This is a genomic window from Lysinibacillus halotolerans, assembly GCF_003711845.1.
Lineage (GTDB): Bacteria > Bacillota > Bacilli > Bacillales_A > Planococcaceae > Ureibacillus > Ureibacillus halotolerans.
The window spans coordinates 1-20,585 of record NZ_RHLQ01000035.1 but is presented as its reverse complement, the minus strand read 5'-3'; the positions used below and the strand labels follow the sequence as shown (position 1 = coordinate 20,585).

The window sequence follows — 20,585 nt, the reverse complement described above, 5'->3', positions numbered from 1 at the left end:
GTATGGTAGAAAAAGGAAGGAGGGGTTATGTGGAGGGCGAGAAAATCAAAATTGCTATTAATGGGGGAATCGGCTTCGGAGCAAAACTAAACGCCAAACAACTTGCAATGATTTCAAGTTATATGGACGAAAGCGAAGAAATAGAGTTAACTACTTTCCAGCAACTTTATATTGAAATACCTGAAAATAAAAAAGAAGAAATTATCGAAGAATTTCAACGTGTTGGGTTAGTTTGTTATCCGGTTGGCAACTTTGTAAAGAGCTTAAGAACTTGTAACTTTTGCAAGGGAGAAGAAGAAGAAGGAATGCCTGTAGCAAAAGAGTTAAATCGACGTATTGCTGGAATGGCTGTACCTTTTACTTTAAAAGTTGCCTATACGGGTTGTCCGATTGGTTGTGGCGAACCTATGTTAAGCGACATTGGTGTAATGAAAATAAGAAACCGTTACAATTTATTTGTTGGAGGAAAAGCCAAAGGGAAAGACGCTGAGGTTGGTTCTTTACTTTTAGAAAATATAACACCCGACGAATTATATAAAGCAGTAGAAAAGATTATCGCTATTTATTCAGAGAAGGGAAAAAAACGGGAAACGTTTTATAAATTTTTAAAGCGAATAGGTAGAGATCAATTAATAAGTTAAAACAACTATCTATTGAAAATGGAATAAAACGAGTTGTATAAATGATTAAAAAAGTAGGGGGAAGTAGAATGGCAAATAAATTGATGATGGGTATCATTTCTTTAACAGCAGCATTAACACTTTCTGCATGTGCTGGAGATAATAATGAAGAATCTACTGAAAAGCATAATTCCCATGAAAATACAGAAACAACTGAAACAGAAAACCATGATATGGAAGGGATGGACCATTCCACAATGAATCATTCTAGTGATGGTGAAATTCCTGAAGGATTACAAGAAGCAACAACACCAACTTTTCCAATAGGAAGTAAAGCAATGATTAAAGCAGATCATATGGCTGGGATGGAAGGAGCTGAAGCAACGATAGTTGGTGCTTTTAATACTACGGTATATACAGTATCTTTCACTCCGACAAATGGTGGTGAGCCGGTAAATAATCATAAATGGGTCATTCATGAAGAGCTAGAAGGAGCTGGAGAATCTCCGTTAGAACCAGGTGTACAAGCAAAGATTAAAGCTAAGCATATGGAAGGGATGGACGGAGCTACAGCAACAATTGATTCCGCTGAACAAACGACTGTCTATATGGTCGATTACACTTCTACAACAGGTGAAGAAGTAAAGAACCATAAATGGGTAACAGAAAGCGAACTATCACCAATTTAATAATCGATTTGAAATGTACCTTGATCTATTTTTCAAGGTGCATTTTATCTTTTAAAAAATTAAATAGGGAAAACCATTAATTATACTTATTTCATATTCGTTCAAAATAGTTGAATCAGAGCAGGTAATTTAATAAATATATAGAAATTAAAATTAAACATAAATAGGAGGGGTTCATGTGTTAATTAAGCCAAAAAAATTGCAGCCGGGAGACAAAATTGCGACGGTTAGTCCTTCTTGGGGTGGCGCAGGTGAACCAGCACTAAGATGGCGATATGAACAAGGTGTTAAAAGGTTAGAGGAAGTTTTTAGATTAAAGGTTATACCAATGCCCAATAGTTTGAAGGGAGGAGACTATCTTTATAAACATCCGCAAGCTCGTGCTGAAGATTTAATGACGGCGTTTAAGGATAAAAGTATACGAGGTATCATTGCAAATATTGGTGGAGAAGATAGCATTCGTTTACTACCCTATATTGATTTTAATGTTATACGTGAAAACCCGAAAATTTTGATGGGTTACTCGGATGTGACCATCTCACATTTATTTTGTTACAAAGGGGGAATATCTTCTTTTTATGGTCCCGCAATCTTAACCGATTTTGCTGAAAATGTGGACATGGATCCTTATACGGTTGAGATGGTAAATCGAACTCTCTTCTCAAATGACGTTATTGGTGAAATTCAACCAGCGAACCATTGGACAAGTGAGCATTTAGAATGGATAGAAGAAAATAAAAACCGTCGCCGTACAACAAAGAAAAACTTAGGTTACGAAGTACTACAAGGATCAGGTGTAGCACGAGGACGTTTGATAGGTGGTTGTATTGAAGTTTTAGAGTTTGCAAAAGGAACAGAAATTTGGCCGGAGAAAAAGTATTGGGAAAATAGCATCCTTTTCTTTGAAACATCTGAAGAAAAACCGGAACCGCATCTTATAAAATATTGGTTGCGAAATTATGCTGCACAAGGTATTTTACAAAAAACAAACGGAATCATTTTTGGAAAGCCGCAGGATGAGAAGTACTATGATGAATATAAGGAAGTCATTCAAATTGTCATGAAGGAAAATGATTTGGTAGATTTGCCTGTTCTTTATAATTTGAATTTCGGACATACTGAACCGAAATGTATTTTGCCATATGGTGCATTGGCAGAAATTAATTGTAATAAGAGGACTTTCACCATTTTAGAAAGTGGAGTGGAATGAAGTTAACTAAAAAAGAGAAATAAAGGTGATAAAATGAAATTCCGTTTATTAGGTGAAAGTACGAAAGTAGAAATCGATATCATTTCTAGGGAATATCCGAATAGTACGGATTACTGGGATGGAAATTGGGTTAATTCAAAAGTAAAGGTTGAAATTCCAGGTTATTATGTTGATTTTAATGCTAGTTTAAGAACAGATGATATTAGAGATTTTGTAAATGAATTGAAGTTGATGAAAAAGAATTTATCAGGAAAAGCAATATTGAAAAACTTAGATGGTTTTATACATTTTGAAGGTGAAATGAATAAATTAGGTCATATAAGTTGGTCTGGAGAGACATGCTATCCGGTAGGAAGTGGTGCGGTACTTACCTTCGAGTTTGTATCAGACCAATCATATTTAGAAAGCTTCATAAAAGAGTTAGAGGATATTAGTTATATGTTTCCGGTAATAGGTAAACAAAATTAGTTATATAACTAACTAGAGGGAGCAATTCTTTAATAAGAAGGTGATTTTCTATTAAAGATTAAGATAATGATATGTTGAAAATATAATTAGTAAATGTGGGGGATAGGAACAATATAAGAAAGTGTAAAGTGGTGTTAAAACTAGAGGTGAATATAAACAATGAAACGATTAATGTTATTTTTATTGGGACTGATATTATTTTTAACTTCTTTGCCAATTGGATCAAAAATGATAATGGAGCTTATACATAATCAAAGAATGGTTGGACTCTACACGATTACAAATGTAAGCAAAGGGTTTCCTCCTACGGATACGACTTTTTATTTCAACGATCATACTGTAGAAATAGAGGAAACGATAAAGGAAAGCAAAAGTTATATAGACCCCTATAAATTTAAAATTGGCATTGCAGATTTATCTGTAAAAGTAGATGGAAAGGTAATAGATACATTAAAAGAATATCCAATAAGGATAGAAGAAGAAGGGTTAAATCGATACTATGGTGAGCTTGCTTATTTAACTTTAGAAGATAAAAAGAAGGATAAAACTCAATTTATTGTGCTTTTGAAGAAAACAAGAGAATTGAAAAAAGAAATGCCGAATGGAGATATTGTTGGCTCGGTTTCAGATGAAAAATTAATGTACAGTCTCTATGCATTAGATGAAGGTGGGTCATTAAGCCATGATTCTTTTAGTTTTACAAAACGTAATGCGTTACAAACAGAACTACTAAATGCAGGGAATGTGGGTCATCATACAGTTGGTTATTATACAGATGCTTGGGAAGGTATTCCTACGTTATTTTTCCCTTTCATATTTCCATTTTTAACTTTAATAGTCGGATTCATATTATTATTTTTCTTTTTTCCATATAGAAAAAAATATAAAAGTTTATGAACCGGATTTTAGTTTCTCTACTACAAAGTAAAATCCGTCTATAGAATACTATCAAGGTCCGATATCTTTTTATTTCTTAAAATCTCTTCTTCTATTGACATTTAGCAAATCCGTGCTAGAATGATATATGACTTTACCGCGTTGAAGCGTTGAAGTTTAAAGCGTGAAATTATATCATCTAGGAGTAAGCAAATGTTTTCTATTGAGGCAAAAACTAAACCGTCAGTATTCGAATCATTATTCATTTTAATAATCGTTATTTCAATCATTTCTATTTCGATAGGAAAGTTTGGTGCTACACCACATATCCCTATTCTATTATCTATTATTCTTCTCATTTTTTACGGTTTGCTAAAACGCGTGCCATTTAAAGTGTTGGAAGAAAGTATGAGATCTGGAGCCATTTCAGGAATAGGAGCTATTTATATTTTCCTTTTAATAGGTATACTAATTAGTAGCTGGATTTTAAGCGGTACAATACCAACGCTTATATATATAGGTTTGTCTCTCGTATCGGCAAGTTTCTTCTATGCGATTGTATTTATCATTACTGCGATTATTGGTACAGCAATTGGTAGTTCATTGACGACTGTAGCGACGATTGGGGTTGCTTTTGTAAGTATTGCAGGAGCCATTGATGCATCGCTTGTCTTGACGGCTGGCGCTATTGTATCTGGAGCGTTTTTTGGCGATAAAATGTCTCCATTGTCAGATACAACCAATTTAGCTGCAAGCATTGTCAATATTGATTTATTTGAACATATTAAAAATATGAGTTGGACAACGATTCCTGCGTTTTTCATTAGCGGTGTCCTATATGCAACTTTATCCCCTTCAGTAGAAGGAGTAGATAACACGACAATTGTGTTCTATAAGGCTAGTTTACAAGATGCAAATTTTGTGCATTGGTATGCCATTGTACCACTGCTCGCCTTGATTGTTTGCACATTCAAAAAAGTACCGGCATTTTTAACCCTTATTGTTAGTTCCCTTGTAGCACTTTTCTTATCAATTTTTCATACTTCTTTATCAGTTAGTGATTACTGTGCAATTTTATTTAGCGGATATGTTTCTGAAACAGGGGTTGAAGTAATTGATTCACTCTTAACTCGTGGTGGTATCAGTAGTATGTTCTTTACAATTATGCTTGTGGTGCTAAGCCTCAGCATGGGTGGATTATTGTTTGCTTTAGGTATTATTCAAACATTGCTAAATAAAATTGAAAATTTATTAAAATCAGTTGGTGCATTGATTACAGGGACGGCCTTTACTGCAATTGGTATTAATATAGTAGTAGGAGAACAGTATTTATCCATTTTATTAACAGGGGAAGCCTTTAAGAAACAATATAGAGAACTAGGCTTACATCCGAAAAATTTAAGCCGGGTAATGGAAGATGCGGGTACAGTCGTTAATCCGCTTGTTCCTTGGAGTGTTTGTGGTTTATTTATTGCCTCAATGCTTAACGTTTCTGTGATCGACTATTTGCCTTATGCTTTCTTTTGCCTACTAAGCCCAGTTCTTACCATCATATTTGGATGGTTAAATCTGACAATATCAAAAAACGAAACAAATTAACATTCGTAGTACAAATCAAGGCCATGGTTTGTACTACTTTTTTATAGAAGTAGCGATGGAAAGCCGATTTGCAGCTGGGATTATTTAGAATTTATATTTTAAAAAGATCAACTTCACCCCTTATTTAAACAAACTAAAAGCCATTATTGACCGAGAGAATATATGCTCTAAAAACTATAACTAAACAGGGATTTACATAGAAAAGATTGGTGAAGTAGATGGTTTACCCGGAGAATTTTAAGTAAGGTTTTATAAAGGCACTATTAGAAGTTTTAGAACCATAAATAATACGGTTATTCAACAATTTGGCGCTTTCCTTGAATAAGGAATGTGCTTTATTCAATTAAAGGGCCATATAATGAAGTAACTCATTATCAATGTTTTTATCGGGGGAATTACTATTCATAATTCTAGGTGTTATATGTTTAGTAGGCTTTTGGAAAACACTTCCGAATAAAAATAATAATTTGTATTAAAGCTAAACACTATTCAATTACGCTTTCCTTGAATAAGGAGAGCGTCTTTCTTTTGAGTTTGGTAATGGTGTTAACACAGTAGCTCTTATTAATTAGTGATTTTGAAAAGGGTAAAAAACGAAGCTGTTTAAAATGATGATCATAGGGTAAAAAATGTACGAGAGATTAGTTTGAGAAAGTTTGTAAAGTGTGAAGCTTTTTGAACTTTTTTAATCTCTAGGTTTAAATATTTACAAGACAGGAGATGGTTATAATGAAAAACCAACATCTAACCGATCCACGTAAAAAATTTTATACAGAAAAATTCCCAGATCAAGAGCAGAACACTCCAGCGCTGCAGAGTAAAATGATTCCTAAACCTTACTGCGGAGAAGAATCATATAAAGGATACAATCGTCTGGAAGGGCGCAATGCTTTGATTACCGGTGGCGATTCCGGAATTGGACGTGCCGCCGCCATTGCCTATGCACGTGAAGGTGCAAATGTGGCCATCCAATTCTTCCCTGGTGAAGAAGAAGATGCGAACGAAGTCAAAGATTTAATTGAAAAAGCAGGCAGAAAAGCATTACTGTTGCCGTATGATTTGCGGGAAGATGGCACAGCGACAGAGATTGTTACAAAAACGGTGGAAGCTTTTGGCGGTTTGGATACGCTCGTATTGAATGCTGCGCAACAAATTGCACAGCCAACCTTAAAAGATTTAACACTCAAACAAGTGCATGATACTTTCAAAGTAAACATCATCAGCATGTTTGAGACCGTAAAAGCTGCTGAAGAGCATCTGGAACCAGGAAGTGCGATTATTACTACCACATCGGTTCAATCTTTCAATCCATCCGCCTCTTTAATGGACTATGCTGCTACAAAAGGTGCAATCAGCAATTTTACGATAAATCTTTCCTCGTACTTTGCTTCTAAAGGGGTGCGTGTTAATGGGGTTGCACCAGGGCCAATTTGGACACCGTTGCAGTTGGATAACGGACAATTGGAAGGGAAAATTCCTGAGTTTGGCCAAAACACTCCTCTTGGTCGTGCGGGACAGCCGGTAGAGCTTGCGCCGGTATATGTTCTTCTAGCCTCTGATGAAGGGAGTTATATTACAGGTCAGATTTATGGGGTGACAGGTGGCGAGCCAATCAGCTTGTAATCTTATATGTAGTCAAATAAAAGCGCACCTCACTCGTAACAGATAATGGAAAAATGATAATAAGTTTACTACAGTTAGTGTTTTTTGTATCCTAATGTAGCGGGATTTTCAACAAGCGAGCGAGGTTCTGTAATAAGAATCAACGCTCGCTTTCATTATTGAATTCGTTAGCTAATTCTATTGTGGGGCAATCTCAATAAAGAAAATTGGAAGAGTGATATTAAAAGGACAGTACCTGATGATTTCAGCAACTTCTTGAAAAATGCATTACCAAGGTAACTTCATAGAAGAGACTTAGTAATGCATTTTATAGGATTCTATTCAGCAAATAATCTTATGTTTTTAATATCTTTTTCTGAGAGCGACTGTTGTAAGATCCGATTAACCTCATTTAAAATGTCAACAATATGCTGTTGGCCACTCGGAGTTAGTACAACATAAACACTACGCTTATCCTCAACATAACATGCTCGTTCTACTGGATGAAGATCATGTTGTTCAAGTCTTGAAACCAAACGGGATAAAGCACTTTGGCTAAGACCAATCATATTCTGTAGCTGCAGTAACCGGAGTTTCTTTTCACGGCTTTCATTGATAAACATCATTAAATAAAACTCATTCAAACATAAATGGTATTTTTGTTGAAGAAAATAATCTAATGAGTGTGTAATTCTATTATGAAATTTTGAGAAATTTACCCAAGTATGGATTAATTGGTCAGGTTGATTCATAGCCATCGCCTTTCGAAAAATACTGTCCCAATTATATCATTCCCTGTTATCGAATTCCTCTACTATATTGAGATGGTGGATTGACACTTCCTGTTATTTCTTTAATTGCATGTATACTCCAATATGGATCATTTAACATTCCTCTAGCAACGGCAATTAAATCGGCATCATGATTGGACAAGGTTGCCTCTGCTACTTGTGGATTATCTAACATGCCAACCGCTATTACTGGGATTCCTAGTTTCTCTTTGAAAGCTCGGGCAAATGGTACTTGATAACCAGGATAATTCCCAGGCTTTAACTTGCCAGGAACGCCTTCACCTCCAGAGGAGACGTGGAAAATATCTACACCAGCTTCTTTGAACTTCTCTGCAATACGAAGTGAATGTTCCAACCCATATCCTCCGTCGATATATTCAATAGCAGACATTCGTATAATTAGTGGCATATCCTCTGGCATGACCGATTTCACTGAGCGAATGATCTCTACACCGAATTTTGATAAATCCTTACCATATTCATCGTTCCGTTTATTTATACTAGGGGACATGAACTGATGGAGAAGATATCCATGTGCTCCATGAAGTTCGATTGTATCAAAGCCCGCTTCAACTGCTCTTCTTGCAGCATTCCTAAACTGCTCAATTGTTTGTTCAATTTCCTGAATGGTTAAAGCACGTGGTTGTGTAAATCCACCATATTTTGTTTCCTCAGGTAAAGCGTCACCTTGTATAGCAGATGGTGCAACAGGTTGGATTGCATCTTCGGCCTTTCTACCAGCATGACCTATTTGTATCCCAATTTTTGAACCATACTTATGAACCTCGGATACAATACGCTTATATGCAGGAATCTGTGCATCATCCCATAATCCTAAATCTTGATTCGTAATTCTTCCTTCAGGAGTTACACCCGTCATTTCCATAATAATTAACCCTGTACCGCCTATAGCTCTAGATACATAATGAACAAAATGCCAATCGTTCGGTATTCCATCTTCTTTATCTACAGAATATTGGCACATGGGTGCCATGACAATTCGATTTTTAAGTTGTAATCCTTTAAGTTTAAAAGGGGAATTAATTGTTTTCATTATACTATCCCTCCATAAATATGTATGCACATGCATATATAATAGTATAGAGCAATTATTAAATAATGCAATGATAATGGTGAATGCTTCTAATAATGTTCTAAACATTTTTACAAGAAATAATAAGAGACAAATATTGTTATTTCCAATTACAGCATGAGTAGTTTGTACAGAAGTATTTAATGTACCTATTATTCCGATACATATTCATACGTCTTGAGGTGTATGTGACTTAATAATATTATCGTAGATTCTTTAGTAGAATCGTCTCTTTTTTCATTTATGGGTCAAATTGTGGAATAAGGAAGGTAATCTGATGGTATACCTCGAAATTTATAGTCATGCCAGATCAACTTTTAGTAAATGAAGATTTAGGCAAATGGATGAACGATTATCAGGATGAAATTGGGGGGATGGAAAATGGATGTAAGGACACTTTTGTTACAGCAATGGGCAAGCTGCTTAGATAAAGAAGATTGGTTTCCACCGCTTGAAAAAGTACTAGAGAATATCACTTTTGAACAGGCAAAATGGAAAACATCTAATGGGGAAATGAATTCTATTTGGGAAATAGTTTGTCATTTACTTTTCTATGAAAAGAGATTCCTTATGCGATTTCTTGGTGAAACAGCGAATGAACCAAAGGCAGAAAATAATGATTCTACATTTCGATTACCAACTGAGACGTTAGAAAATTGGGAGAAAACAAAACAAGAATACTTTTATGTCCATCGCGAACTTGAAAAACTACTAGCAACATCAGAACTTGAAGATTTGTATAGACAGGTTCCAGGGGAAGAGCATTCATTAGTAATTGAACTAAAGAGTTTAGCAATGCATAACGCATATCATATAGGGCAAATTGTATTTCTAAGCAAAATGCAAGCAGCTTGGGCAAAGAGACGCAGCTTTTAATCAACTTTATTAGCATTTCAGTTAATCCACTTTAGGGCACAATTCTTGAAAAAAGGAATTGTGCCTTTTTTAGTAATCGGACCATTAACACTCAATAAGAAAAAAATTATATTAGAGAGTAATGAAGTTAGTAGTCAAAAAATATTTATAATTTGACATTGCCGCTATCCCCGAACTTTAATATGAACGGTTTTGCATCAACATTAGGTGTTTTATCAGTGTTTATAGCTAATTTATATAAGAATTCCAATTATTTTTAAAATGAATTTACAGACTCCTTTATTAGGTGTTATTCTTACAGTGGGATGTGCAGGAGTTAAAGGTACAGATGTCGTGACAGCATCCTTACTACTTTCTACATTAGGATCTTCTCTTTCTACCATTCCAATCATTGCAGCTGTTTCTCAAATTAAGAGAAATACGACTGTTTTTAGTGATTTAGTGGGAACTCAATATTCTAGGGAGACTGAAATTAATTCTCTAAATAGTGATCAGCCCCATGGAGAAAACACAAATTAAGAAGTATATCTCTAACCCCTCTCTAGTTTGGGAAAATCATAGATTACTTGAGCCTGCTAACTTGCACTAGTAATTACAAGTATTTTATAATTTATTGAATGCAAGAAGAGAGAAAAATTTTTACAACAGGAAGGAAGTTAAAGCATGAGTAACGGAATTTTTAAAATACCAACACCTAAAAATGAGCCTGGTAATACATATGCACCGGGTACAAAAGAAAGAGAAACATTAAAAGCGGAATTAAAACGCCAATCCGAAATAGTAGTAGATATCCCTATTATTATTAACGGTCAAAATATTAAAACAGATATAGTTAAGAAAGTAGTTATGCCACATAATCACCAACATATTTTAGCAAACTACTCAGAAGCTGGTGAGAAAGAATTACGTGATGCTATTGAAGCTGCAATGGCTGCGAAAGAATCATGGGCAAATATGCCATGGGAACATCGTGCTGCTATTTTCTTAAAAGCTGCTGATTTAATTTCTGGTCCATACCGTGATGTAATGAATGCTGCAACAATGTTAGGACAATCTAAAACTGTAATTCAAGCTGAGATAGACTCTGCACAAGAATTAGCAGATTTCTTGCGCTTCGGGGTTGATTATGCAAACCAAGTATATCAAATTCAACCTGATAGTATGAAAAACGTTTGGAATCGTTTAGATTACCGTCCATTAGATGGTTTTGTATTAGCAATCTCTCCATTTAACTTCACTGCTATTGGTGGTAACTTGCCATCAGCTCCTGCAATGATGGGGAACGTAGTCGTTTGGAAACCTGCAACAACTTCATTACTAGCAAACTATTACTTCATGCGTATTTTAGAAGAAGCAGGATTACCAAAAGGCGTTATCAACTTTGTACCATCTCGTGGTTCACAAGTTTCGGAAATAGTATTAACAGATCCACGTATGTCTGGTTTCCACTTTACTGGTTCAACAAGTACTTTCCAAACAATTTGGAAAACAGTAGGGGAAAACATTGCAAATTATCAATCATACCCTCGTTTAGTTGGGGAAACTGGTGGTAAAGACTTTGTATTTGCACACGAAACTGCACAAGTTGACAAATTAGTAGCTAACCTTGTTCGTGGAGCATTTGAATACCAAGGTCAAAAATGTTCTGCGGCTTCACGTGCTTACATTCCACAAAGCTTATGGGAAGAAGTAAAGAAAGGTTTAGTTGAAGAAACTGCTAAATTGAAAGTCGGGGATGTACGAGACTTCCGTAATTTTATGGGAGCAGTCATCGATAAACCTGCGTTTGATTCAATAACAAGCTATATCGATTATGCGGCAGCTTCTGAAGAAGCAGAAATTATTGCTGGTGGTACTTATGATGATTCTGTTGGATATTTCATCCAACCGACAATTATTGTAACAACAAATCCAAATTTCAAAACAATGGTTGAAGAAATCTTTGGACCAGTGTTAACAATCTATGTATATGAAAATGATAAATTAGAAGAAACATTAAAAGCAGTTGATACAGCTTCTATGTACGCATTGACAGGTGCTATTTTTGCACAAGATCGCCAAGCAATTCTTCATTTAGAAAATCGTTTATCAGGCGCAGCTGGTAACTTCTATATCAATGACAAACCAACTGGTGCAATGATTAACCAACAACCATTTGGTGGTTCTCGTGGTTCTGGTACAAACGATAAAGCAGGTTCTGTATTTAACATGATTCGTTGGACAACTCCTCGTGTAATCAAAGAAAACTTTGCACCAACTACAGATATTGCTTATCCGTTCATGGATGAAGAATAATTAATAACATAGTAAAGAGGTTAAAGTGTTCACTTTAACCTCTTTTTTACTATAGTTTTTTCCTTGATATATGAGAATTTCTATCTTTTTCGAACTGTTAGATGAGCACTATTATTCGAGACATTCTATGCATCCCATACCATTCAAACGAAACGAGGTTATTATGAAGCGCTTGCTATTAATTTAGTCTATCAATTAACCCCAATTTCAATGAATTAATAAAAGTGAGAAGGAAAATCCTGATTTTTAAAGAAGAAAATCTAAGATTAAAGTAATAGCTGGGGTTAAAAAATTGTAAAACATTATATTCAAATCACTGTTTAATTGAAATCTTGTGTTGATACTCAGGTTTTAATTTACACCATAATATGGCGCGTCTCTTTAATAAGAAATGCGATTTTAACCATGAAAAGGGTTATTTTATGGAAGAACACTCAATAAGAATTTTCTAATGATAGGATTAAATCATAAGTTGGGGGTATATATTTGTTATCTGATTTAGAATTGATGAGACATCATGTGAAGGTGTTATTTAAACACAATACTGAAAATAGAATAACAGTCGTAAACGAACCACCATATGATGTTGCACCACTTGTTTTCATAGGTACTACCAGAGATGGTAGTGTAGTAAGATATTCCAATTCTTTGAATGCGGACATTGTAGAGAAATTAGAACATGTTACTAGGACAAATCCAACTGATTTAGGAAAAGTAATAAAGGTTTTAAGTATAGATTATGAATTGAATGATTTATCTTTCGGCCCAGCATATGTGTTTCCAAATGTTCGGGAAAGGTCTGTTAGAAAAGCAATTAAAGTAACATATGAAAACAAAGAACTTCCAAAGCCCCATTTCCCATATACCTTTGAGGATTTTGATTATAAGCAATCTTGTTTTGTCATTGTTGAAGATAACATAGTTGTTTCAATTTGTTGTAGTGCGAGGAAGTCCTTAATGGCAGATGAAGCAAGTGTGTTTACACATGAAGATTACCGTGGAAGATCATATGGTATAGATGTTACGAATGCTTGGGCTGCAGAGGTGCAAAAACAAGGACGAATTGCACTTTATAGCACTTCATGGAATAATTTTGTATCCCAATCTTTGGCAAGAAAACTACAATTGATACAGTATGGAACAGATATTCAAATAAGTTGATGTAATCATAAAACAAGAATTCATACACTACAAACGAGTACTTTTGTTGAATAAGGATCTTCAAAAATCGGAGGCAATTCTTTAAGAAGAATTGCTTTTTTTACCGGGGCAGATTATTGAGTAAAACTTGCCAATTGAATTGGCAATTTATGTTAATGAAAAGGTTGTAAAGGTATGGAAGTAACTGTATTCTTGAAAAAGAAAGGGGGGAGTTTCATATAGATTTAAAAGCAAATAAAAATTATATTTGGATTTATTTCATCATATTTTATGTCCTATGGTCTTTTAGAGAATTATGGTTAGTTCAATATTTAGATTTGATGGAATCTGTTCCAAGAGCTATAACATCAGCCATAATAAAAATAGTCATCTGGGTCATTCCAGTAATATTATTGGCTAAAGTTATAGATAAAACTGATCCGTTTTCCTTTTTAGGATTACGTCATAATTTTAAAAAAAGTTTAAAATGGATATATTGGGTTTTCTTAGTCTTCATATTATATATCCTTTTAAATATCACTGTTTTAGATAATAAAATCAATTTGCATATAGGGTTTGACGAATGGCTAAATGTTTTTCTATTAGTTGGAATCACTGAGGAAATTGTCTTTAGAGGATTTATATTAAATAAACTTATGGATTCTTTTAGATTTTGGATAGCAAATACAATTACATCTCTACTCTTTGTTTTGATTCATTTTCCTATTTGGATTTATAAAGGTTTGTTTGCATTTCATTATATTCTAAGTTCCTCGATAACAATCTTTGTGTTGGGTGCTCTATTTGGATACGTATACAAGAAAACTAGTTCCCTTTGGTTAGTAATTATTATTCATTCTTTCTATAATTTGTTAGGGTTAATTTTCCATTGACTAAAACCGAGAAACTACCTTCACTAAGACTAGAATAATGGTTACAGTTGGTGTTATTTAGCACAATCCACTAGCAATGCAAAAATGCCGATGTTAACCGTTGGGGCTGGGAAAATTATTATTCCTTATAATGGATATTATAGTGATAATTTTTTAAAGGTCGGTGTTGCCCACGAATATCATCACAGTGTTATAATCTTATTTTTGAAGGAAAGGCGGTCATGTTCGAGAAAACCGTTTATCCAAATCTTGAAAACACCCCAGTGGATTTAGCTTACGACAAAGAATTATGGTCTAAAATTGAACCTGATCTAAACAAAAAGGACTTTGATCGTGCGTTAGAAATTATAGTTGGCGGAAAGGATTTACCGCCTTCATATGGTTACAGTGAAGGCTATAAGATGATTAAATCTTATCTCGACTTATATCCTAATTTAACACCAAAACAATGGACAGCTTTAAGTCCACAAGAAATTATCGAAAAAGGAAACTATTTTGATAACTATAAATAGAATTGAGTAAATGAAGTACAATCTGAAATTGTACAAGCCTTAATTGAAATCTATGCAGATTTAAAACAATCTACTGAAATAAAGTTAGTATTGGAATATACTATTTTTAATAGGATAACAATGGTTAATCTATATGAAATTGCAAGGCTTTTAGAATGAACAGTTTGAACTATGATGAGGAGTCTTAAAATGAAAAAGAAAATGAACTATTTAATCTTACTTTTAATGACCATCTTTATTGTTGGTTGTACTAACGGAGAAGGTTCATCCGTTGCAGATGTAGAAACAGATCCACAAGAAGCAAGTACAGTTGAAACGAATAATAATAGCGAAAAAGAAGAAGCAATCACTACAGTTGTTGATGAACCGGTAGTTGAAGAAACACCAACTCAATCAAATAATGATCTGTTTTCAGGATACGAACTTATTGAAGTTGATGGTGGTGATTTGTCAGGATATCGTGAACCTAATGTCGTCGTTGACATTGGTTATGGAGACCGTGAATATTGGGCATTTACGAACGAATATGGACAACTAGTTCGTGTGATTGCTGACGAAATCATTCTACAAGATGACCGAAACGAACCTATATTATCGTCTGGTAGATACTATGCTGATGAGGCAAAGGTTCCTGGCGTAGAAAGTGACGTTCTAGATGAAGGACATATTATTGCTGATTCTCTCGGAGGGGTATCGAATGCTTATAATATTACTCCACAAGATAGTACACTTAACCGACATGGTGATCAAGCTTATATGGAAGATGAGATTCGTAATGCAGGTGGAGCTACTAATTTTGAAGCAATTATCACATATCCGAATACGGAGACTCAGATTCCTTCCCATTATCAGTATACTTATACGTTAATGGGTAACGAAATCGTTGATTCATTTGATAATGTGAACCCTGACGAAGTAAACGAATCACTGGGTTTAACAGGTAGTGAGCCTTCTGATTTAACTAGTTCAAACACAACCGGTGATATTTCTAGTATTGATACAAACGGTAATGGACAGGTAACGATTAAAGAAGCAAAAGCAGCAGGTTTTAGTATGCCAATAACAAGTGATCATTGGTTATACCAATATATGCAAGATAATGATAATGACGGTATGGTAGGTGAGTAAGTTCTTAAGTTCTTTGAGGCTAAAATGAATGAAAGAACAGTTTCCTAGTGGGATATCATCAATAAAATTTGTCTAGTTTCTTTCAATAACGATCTTCAACTATCTGGCGCATTTCTTTAAATAAGAATGCGTCTTTTTTCATTCATTAAGGGATTATAAACCAAATCATAAATCAGATTGACATTCTAAACGGGTAAAGTAGCTTGATTGGTTTGTCAAACATTTCATTAAAATTAACCTATCGCTGGAAGTATTAGTTATGAATTGGGTTGCTAGAAAAAACTGAATCTTCTTTAAAAGAAGGATCGTATAAATAATAAAAAGAAAAGGGGAAAGGGTTATGTTATTCATTATGATAGTCTTTTCGATACCTGTATATGGTTATGGTATTTGGAGTCTTTATGAACCAGAAGAAAGTTATTTCTTTTTAGATCGCTGGAGATATAAAGAGGTTCCAGAGTTATCGGATATACAGATTAAGTTAATTAGAATTGGAAGTGTAATGGGTATGATTATATGGACTGCAATCATTATTGTTGTTGCAATTGATACTTTTACTCCTGACCCTCCATTACCATCTATTGATGTATTGAACTAAAAGTAATTCCAATTGAATGGGGGAGTTTCAGTACTTATTTTTGAAACAGGGAATCCATATTTTTTATTTTAATTTAATTAAACTGGAAAACAAACGTTTTGAAATTATTTATACTCAAGGTAAGTTGGGATTTTTAAGATTAATCTTGATAACTAAATCAGACCGGAATTCTAAAATGTTGAATTTTACTGCTGCCGAAAGTGGAATAACCGTTATGATTGATCAAGTAGGAAACCCATCGGTAGATGAGAATTTTAAAAAATAATCGAGTATGAGTTAAAATATCCATTTGGAAAAGACTTATTCAATAATGGAGCGCAATTCTTGAATATAATCGTCCCTTTGTAATGGAAGAAGAATAGTTAAACAAGAATACGGTTAAATTACTTAATAATAGAAATATTATTAGGGAGATTTATTTATGAAGGAAAACCAAACAGAATTGTTAAATCAAATAAGGTCAATATTAGAAGAGTTAAACCAACTTCAATTAGAATATTGGAAATCATTTTCCTACTTTAATACATGGCAATTTTGGATAGTAGTGATAGCATTAATTGTCCCAATTATAGTATTACTTTTTACAATAGATAAAAGGAAAACGTTACTTTTAGGTTTTTTTGGACTTAATTATCATGTTTGGTTCGCATATATTAATAAAATTGGTATTAGTATGGGGCTATGGGAATATCCATATGAACTCGTTCCCTTTTTACCAAGTTTTGCTCTAGATGCTTCCTTAGTACCGGTAAGTTTTATGTTGTTATATCAGTGGACATTGAACCGACAAAAAAACATATACCTATACTCAGTTTTATTATCAGCCTTTTTTGCTTTCGTATTAAAACCAATTATGGTCAATTTCCACTTTTTCCATATGTTTAAGGGTGTAAATTATATTTATTTGTTCCTGTTTTATATAGTGCTATTCATAATATCTAAATTGATTACCAACTTATTTTTATGGTTACAAAAACAACAATCAATTAATGGTTCTTAAACAACGGCGCAATTCTTGAGTAGAATTGTGCTATTTTCATCAATAAGGCAGATAGTAGAACAGGAAAACTACTTCTATTTGAAGAATTTAAATAGAAAAGGGGGATTTTTATGGAGAATGATATTTTGATGTATATAATGCTTTTTTTAGGTCAATTAATATGCGCTAGTTTAGCATTGGCTATTATTACTTCTGTCCTTTTGAAAAGCAGAAAAAAAGGAATTTTATTTTTAACACTCTACATATTACTAAATTTATACTCACTAACTATTTTATTTAAATTCTCAGCAATAATGGGGAGTGGTATGTTGATTATATATATTGGCTTAGGTGTATTAACATACTTTGTTTTTAAAAAGAAATTTTCAAAAGGAACTGCCTTTTGATGATTCAACTATTGGGCTCTTGAATTGAATAGCAATTTTGAGCATCGGGCGCTTTCTTTCATAAGAAGGTGTCCTTTTTAGGTTCTGAGGATTATTTAAATTTAATTGAAAAAAGAGTCGATAAGGAATCTACTTAAACTAGATTTGAGTAACAAGAATTTTGAAACTTAATTTTAAAATGATTGTCTAATTTAAAGGGGGGATATTTTGAATAAAATTTTTTTTATTAGTGGTGCCATATGTTCACTTTGTGCTTTAGTAGGGTGGAGTAGATTGAATGTGGTTGAGTCAGAGCAAAATGTTACTTCAGGTGATAAAGAAATAACCCAAGAAGTTAACTTGACTCACTGGGAGAAACCACCTTCACTTACAATTACTTTTGGAAAAAAAGAAATTAGAACAATCCAAGGTGGTTACAGTTGGAGTTATTTAGATTCGAAAACAGGACAAACGGTAGATATACAGGCAGATTTCATGCCATCAACAGAATTAGTTAACATAGAAGATGCTGTGAATGTTAGTCTTAATGAACCTATCATTCTAAACTTCGAAAAAGAACCACTAAATTACGAAATAAGGGTTTACGATAACATTGATAAGATGATTGCTACGTACTTTAACTTTAAGGATGTAGAGGAAAAAGGCAAAGCAAAATATGAAATACTAGCTACTTGGGAAGAAGGTACAGGTAGTTATGTGGTTGCATTAGACATTTAAGTGTGAGGTTAGTTTACAAGTTTTGTGCTTAATAATGAATTACGATCTCTAATATTCTGCAATTGGGTGCTATTGTTTGAATAAGAATATGCGCTCATTTTTATCAGTAAACAAGAAATCTTTGGATTTTAATGTTAAAATTTAGGTAATATTATAAAGGAGTGGTTCCAAATGATAGCCTCGTTATTCGCAGTTCTTATCATTTTTTTATAATGGCTTTCATTCTTACTTCTAAACGTTCTTGGATACATAATTTTATAATATGGAGCGTCTACTTAGCGATAATTTTCACACCTATATTTACTGTTGCTGGTTCAATCATTTATAGAGACATAACACATGAAGGATTTGTAGGAATTGGCCTTCTATTTTTATTCATACCTCTTGAAATAATTGCAATCCTTATGTTTATTATTGGCTGTATAGGAAGTATTACGAAGAGAAAAAACATTATATAATTTGTGAATCGTGTTAAATAAACTGGGCATTCTATTAGATCTCCTAATTTGAAACTTTTTTCCATTAAATATCGTACTTTTTTATAAGCGCCAATATAAAAACGAGGTGAAATATGGACATTGTAAATTATACAGGACAAATTATTTATGTTAAAACAACCGATGATGCTATTTTGTTGTTAAAGGTAATTGGGAATTCTATTAATCAACATAAAAGTTTTAAAGTAAAGGTTCTTGAGAAAAACGGAGAAATTATAGATGAAGATAGGGTTATCTATAGTGAAGAAATCACAAGGATATGTATTTTACCCTCCGAGATGCAACAAGGCATTGAATTAACATTAAGCCATGAACCAACTTTTACTTTTTTTGATAAGAAATTACCCTCTCATGCTGAGATTGGGGAAAGGTAAGAATACGATTTATTAATATCTTAGATAGATCAACGTTTTTTTGAAAAAATTAAATTTAACATTTAGGCGAAATTGAGAAGTAATAAACTTAAACAGTAAAAGGAAACTTTCTCTTGCAAAGTGCCGTATTAACATATAAGAAAATAAAGCGGAGCGAATTGGGGGTTGAGATATGAAAGGTAAAAGAAAAGGAAAAGGACAGATAATAATAATTGTTATGATGATTTTACTGATGGTAGCGTCCTTTGTCTCTATGTTTCAAGGTTATTACGTTGCTGCTTTTGTTTTCTTTGGGATTTTACTGGCAATCATGAGTTTCATAGGTAACCGGGCAGCAACTGATAATAAGGTATACCTATATACAAAAAATTATAAGAATAATAATAGGTTGTAATTATACTTTTGAACATGCATTTTTATTGAGTGGAGTTCTTATCTAAAAAGTTGCAAAATTTGTAATACAAGTAGATTACTTGAAAACAACATGATAATGGATTTGAGTTAAAGGACTGACGATATAAAGAATGGATAAATCAGGCGCATTTTTTATAAGAATGCGTCTTTCTCATTTGACCAAAATTGTGGTGAATCTTAGTAAGGGTTAAATAAAAAGGATTTGAAAGTATTTTGATGGAATTTACTATTTAATCTATAGAGAATTGGAGGTATTGTAATGTTGAAACTGTTTCAATACAACTGGCAAGTCCGTGATGATTGGTTTAAATGGTGTGAGGATATACCTCAGGAAGAACTATTAAAGAAACGGATCGGCGGATTCGGAAGTATTCTACATACCCTATTTCACATTGTGGATGTGGAATATATGTGGATTTTAGGTTTGCGAGGTATACCAGTACCTGAGGAGCCCTTGTTTGAGGAATATGCTAGCCTACAAAAAGTGAAAAACCTTTCAACCCAGTACCACGAGCAAGTAAAACCATTTGTGACATCTTGGACAAATGAAATGGAATCTTATAAACTTTCAGAAGCCGATTTTAGTGTAGCACCCATTAGCTCTAGAGATGCACCAATCAGACGTCGAGTCATCGAATGTACACATGGAGAAATCATACGTCATGTCATTGTCCACGAAATTCATCTGTATTTCGCAAGTAAAAATTGAGCCATTTATTAATTAAAAACTGATCCACTTAAACCGAACTATTTTCTAGCCATTCTTTTGTATCTAATATTCGATAAGATGGTCCAACCATGTCTATC

24 protein-coding genes are annotated in these 20,585 nt (G+C 33.7%); 22 read left to right on the top strand and 2 right to left on the bottom strand.

The window, feature by feature from the left end; translation table 11 throughout:
• Positions 1-29 precede the first annotated feature (29 nt).
• The 7 genes from EC501_RS13175 to EC501_RS13145 all read left to right on the top strand — a co-directional run bounded on the left by EC501_RS13175 (position 30) and on the right by EC501_RS13145 (position 7,085).
• Positions 30-641, top strand: a complete 612-nt coding sequence (locus EC501_RS13175) for an NAD(P)/FAD-dependent oxidoreductase (protein ID WP_122972769.1) — start codon at positions 30-32, stop codon at positions 639-641.
• Between the two features lie 68 nt (positions 642-709).
• Positions 710-1,309, top strand: a complete 600-nt coding sequence (locus tag EC501_RS13170; RefSeq protein ID WP_122972768.1) for a YdhK family protein — start codon at positions 710-712, stop codon at positions 1,307-1,309.
• A 178-nt stretch (positions 1,310-1,487) separates the two neighbouring features.
• On the top strand, positions 1,488-2,519 hold the full coding sequence (locus EC501_RS13165) for a S66 family peptidase (RefSeq protein ID WP_122972767.1): 1,032 nt from the start codon (positions 1,488-1,490) through the stop codon (positions 2,517-2,519).
• Positions 2,520-2,552: 33 nt separating this feature from the next.
• Positions 2,553-2,987, top strand: a complete 435-nt coding sequence (locus EC501_RS13160) for a WapI family immunity protein (protein ID WP_122972766.1) — start codon at positions 2,553-2,555, stop codon at positions 2,985-2,987.
• Positions 2,988-3,146: 159 nt separating this feature from the next.
• A complete protein-coding gene (locus tag EC501_RS13155) occupies positions 3,147-3,884 on the top strand; it encodes a hypothetical protein (RefSeq protein WP_122972765.1) in 738 nt (245 codons plus the stop codon).
• 192 nt (positions 3,885-4,076) lie between these two features.
• Positions 4,077-5,462: a Na+/H+ antiporter NhaC gene (gene nhaC / locus EC501_RS13150; protein ID WP_122972764.1), complete on the top strand. Its 1,386-nt coding sequence runs from the start codon at positions 4,077-4,079 to the stop codon at positions 5,460-5,462.
• 729 nt (positions 5,463-6,191) lie between these two features.
• Positions 6,192-7,085 (top strand): SDR family oxidoreductase, encoded by an 894-nt coding sequence (locus tag EC501_RS13145; protein ID WP_122972763.1) that lies wholly within the window; start codon positions 6,192-6,194, stop codon positions 7,083-7,085.
• 317 nt (positions 7,086-7,402) lie between these two features.
• Here EC501_RS13145 and EC501_RS13140 read toward each other — a convergent pair whose 3' ends face one another.
• Both EC501_RS13140 and EC501_RS13135 read right to left on the bottom strand, forming a co-directional pair.
• Positions 7,403-7,816, bottom strand: coding sequence for a MarR family winged helix-turn-helix transcriptional regulator (locus EC501_RS13140; protein ID WP_122972762.1), 414 nt, complete (start codon positions 7,814-7,816; stop codon positions 7,403-7,405).
• Between the two features lie 46 nt (positions 7,817-7,862).
• Positions 7,863-8,909, bottom strand: coding sequence for an NADH:flavin oxidoreductase/NADH oxidase (locus EC501_RS13135; protein WP_122972761.1), 1,047 nt, complete (start codon positions 8,907-8,909; stop codon positions 7,863-7,865).
• A gap of 420 nt (positions 8,910-9,329) precedes the next feature.
• Here EC501_RS13135 and EC501_RS13130 point away from each other — a divergent pair, with 420 nt between their 5' ends.
• From EC501_RS13130 to EC501_RS13060, 15 genes are all read left to right on the top strand, one after another.
• Positions 9,330-9,824: a DinB family protein gene (locus tag EC501_RS13130; RefSeq protein WP_122972760.1), complete on the top strand. Its 495-nt coding sequence runs from the start codon at positions 9,330-9,332 to the stop codon at positions 9,822-9,824.
• A gap of 300 nt (positions 9,825-10,124) precedes the next feature.
• Positions 10,125-10,343: a hypothetical protein gene (locus tag EC501_RS13125; RefSeq protein ID WP_122972759.1), complete on the top strand. Its 219-nt coding sequence runs from the start codon at positions 10,125-10,127 to the stop codon at positions 10,341-10,343.
• Positions 10,344-10,487: 144 nt separating this feature from the next.
• Positions 10,488-12,119 carry an L-glutamate gamma-semialdehyde dehydrogenase gene (gene pruA, locus EC501_RS13120; RefSeq protein ID WP_122972758.1) on the top strand — a complete coding sequence of 544 codons (1,632 nt, stop codon included), beginning with the start codon at positions 10,488-10,490 and terminating at the stop codon, positions 12,117-12,119.
• 486 nt (positions 12,120-12,605) lie between these two features.
• Positions 12,606-13,280: a GNAT family N-acetyltransferase gene (locus tag EC501_RS13115; RefSeq protein ID WP_122972757.1), complete on the top strand. Its 675-nt coding sequence runs from the start codon at positions 12,606-12,608 to the stop codon at positions 13,278-13,280.
• A gap of 320 nt (positions 13,281-13,600) precedes the next feature.
• Complete coding sequence (locus tag EC501_RS18825) at positions 13,601-14,152, top strand: CPBP family intramembrane glutamic endopeptidase (RefSeq protein WP_122972756.1); 552 nt, start codon at positions 13,601-13,603, stop codon at positions 14,150-14,152.
• 221 nt (positions 14,153-14,373) lie between these two features.
• A complete protein-coding gene (locus EC501_RS13105; protein ID WP_241559350.1) occupies positions 14,374-14,664 on the top strand; it encodes a DUF2268 domain-containing putative Zn-dependent protease in 291 nt (96 codons plus the stop codon).
• Between the two features lie 189 nt (positions 14,665-14,853).
• Positions 14,854-15,792, top strand: a complete 939-nt coding sequence (locus EC501_RS13100) for a DNA/RNA non-specific endonuclease (protein WP_122972755.1) — start codon at positions 14,854-14,856, stop codon at positions 15,790-15,792.
• Positions 15,793-16,132: 340 nt separating this feature from the next.
• Positions 16,133-16,390: a DUF6199 family natural product biosynthesis protein gene (locus EC501_RS13095; RefSeq protein WP_122972754.1), complete on the top strand. Its 258-nt coding sequence runs from the start codon at positions 16,133-16,135 to the stop codon at positions 16,388-16,390.
• 40 nt (positions 16,391-16,430) lie between these two features.
• Positions 16,431-16,655, top strand: coding sequence for a hypothetical protein (locus EC501_RS13090; protein ID WP_241559349.1), 225 nt, complete (start codon positions 16,431-16,433; stop codon positions 16,653-16,655).
• 156 nt (positions 16,656-16,811) lie between these two features.
• Positions 16,812-17,390, top strand: a complete 579-nt coding sequence (locus tag EC501_RS13085) for a CBO0543 family protein (RefSeq protein WP_122972753.1) — start codon at positions 16,812-16,814, stop codon at positions 17,388-17,390.
• 110 nt (positions 17,391-17,500) lie between these two features.
• Complete coding sequence (locus tag EC501_RS13080) at positions 17,501-17,776, top strand: hypothetical protein (protein WP_122972752.1); 276 nt, start codon at positions 17,501-17,503, stop codon at positions 17,774-17,776.
• A 207-nt stretch (positions 17,777-17,983) separates the two neighbouring features.
• Positions 17,984-18,493 (top strand): hypothetical protein, encoded by a 510-nt coding sequence (locus EC501_RS13075; RefSeq protein ID WP_122972751.1) that lies wholly within the window; start codon positions 17,984-17,986, stop codon positions 18,491-18,493.
• Positions 18,494-19,064: 571 nt separating this feature from the next.
• The gene (locus EC501_RS13070) at positions 19,065-19,364 is read left to right on the top strand and encodes a hypothetical protein (RefSeq protein ID WP_122972750.1); all 300 of its coding nucleotides are present in this window, start codon (positions 19,065-19,067) and stop codon (positions 19,362-19,364) included.
• A gap of 172 nt (positions 19,365-19,536) precedes the next feature.
• The gene (locus EC501_RS13065) at positions 19,537-19,758 is read left to right on the top strand and encodes a hypothetical protein (protein WP_122972749.1); all 222 of its coding nucleotides are present in this window, start codon (positions 19,537-19,539) and stop codon (positions 19,756-19,758) included.
• Positions 19,759-20,037: 279 nt separating this feature from the next.
• Positions 20,038-20,487 (top strand): DinB family protein, encoded by a 450-nt coding sequence (locus EC501_RS13060; RefSeq protein ID WP_122972748.1) that lies wholly within the window; start codon positions 20,038-20,040, stop codon positions 20,485-20,487.
• Positions 20,488-20,585 lie beyond the last annotated feature (98 nt).

Coding starts and splice junctions, on each gene's coding strand:
- EC501_RS13170 (WP_122972768.1), top strand. CDS start 710: ATGGCAAATAAATTGATGATGGGTATCATTTCTTTAACAGCAGCATTA.
- EC501_RS13160 (WP_122972766.1), top strand. CDS start 2,553: ATGAAATTCCGTTTATTAGGTGAAAGTACGAAAGTAGAAATCGATATC.
- EC501_RS13155 (WP_122972765.1), top strand. CDS start 3,147: ATGAAACGATTAATGTTATTTTTATTGGGACTGATATTATTTTTAACT.
- nhaC (WP_122972764.1), top strand. CDS start 4,077: ATGTTTTCTATTGAGGCAAAAACTAAACCGTCAGTATTCGAATCATTA.
- EC501_RS13145 (WP_122972763.1), top strand. CDS start 6,192: ATGAAAAACCAACATCTAACCGATCCACGTAAAAAATTTTATACAGAA.
- EC501_RS13140 (WP_122972762.1), bottom strand. CDS start 7,816: ATGAATCAACCTGACCAATTAATCCATACTTGGGTAAATTTCTCAAAA.
- EC501_RS13135 (WP_122972761.1), bottom strand. CDS start 8,909: ATGAAAACAATTAATTCCCCTTTTAAACTTAAAGGATTACAACTTAAA.
- EC501_RS13130 (WP_122972760.1), top strand. CDS start 9,330: ATGGATGTAAGGACACTTTTGTTACAGCAATGGGCAAGCTGCTTAGAT.
- pruA (WP_122972758.1), top strand. CDS start 10,488: ATGAGTAACGGAATTTTTAAAATACCAACACCTAAAAATGAGCCTGGT.
- EC501_RS18825 (WP_122972756.1), top strand. CDS start 13,601: ATGGAATCTGTTCCAAGAGCTATAACATCAGCCATAATAAAAATAGTC.
- EC501_RS13105 (WP_241559350.1), top strand. CDS start 14,374: ATGTTCGAGAAAACCGTTTATCCAAATCTTGAAAACACCCCAGTGGAT.
- EC501_RS13100 (WP_122972755.1), top strand. CDS start 14,854: ATGAAAAAGAAAATGAACTATTTAATCTTACTTTTAATGACCATCTTT.
- EC501_RS13095 (WP_122972754.1), top strand. CDS start 16,133: ATGTTATTCATTATGATAGTCTTTTCGATACCTGTATATGGTTATGGT.
- EC501_RS13085 (WP_122972753.1), top strand. CDS start 16,812: ATGAAGGAAAACCAAACAGAATTGTTAAATCAAATAAGGTCAATATTA.
- EC501_RS13080 (WP_122972752.1), top strand. CDS start 17,501: ATGGAGAATGATATTTTGATGTATATAATGCTTTTTTTAGGTCAATTA.
- EC501_RS13070 (WP_122972750.1), top strand. CDS start 19,065: ATGGACATTGTAAATTATACAGGACAAATTATTTATGTTAAAACAACC.
- EC501_RS13065 (WP_122972749.1), top strand. CDS start 19,537: ATGAAAGGTAAAAGAAAAGGAAAAGGACAGATAATAATAATTGTTATG.
- EC501_RS13060 (WP_122972748.1), top strand. CDS start 20,038: ATGTTGAAACTGTTTCAATACAACTGGCAAGTCCGTGATGATTGGTTT.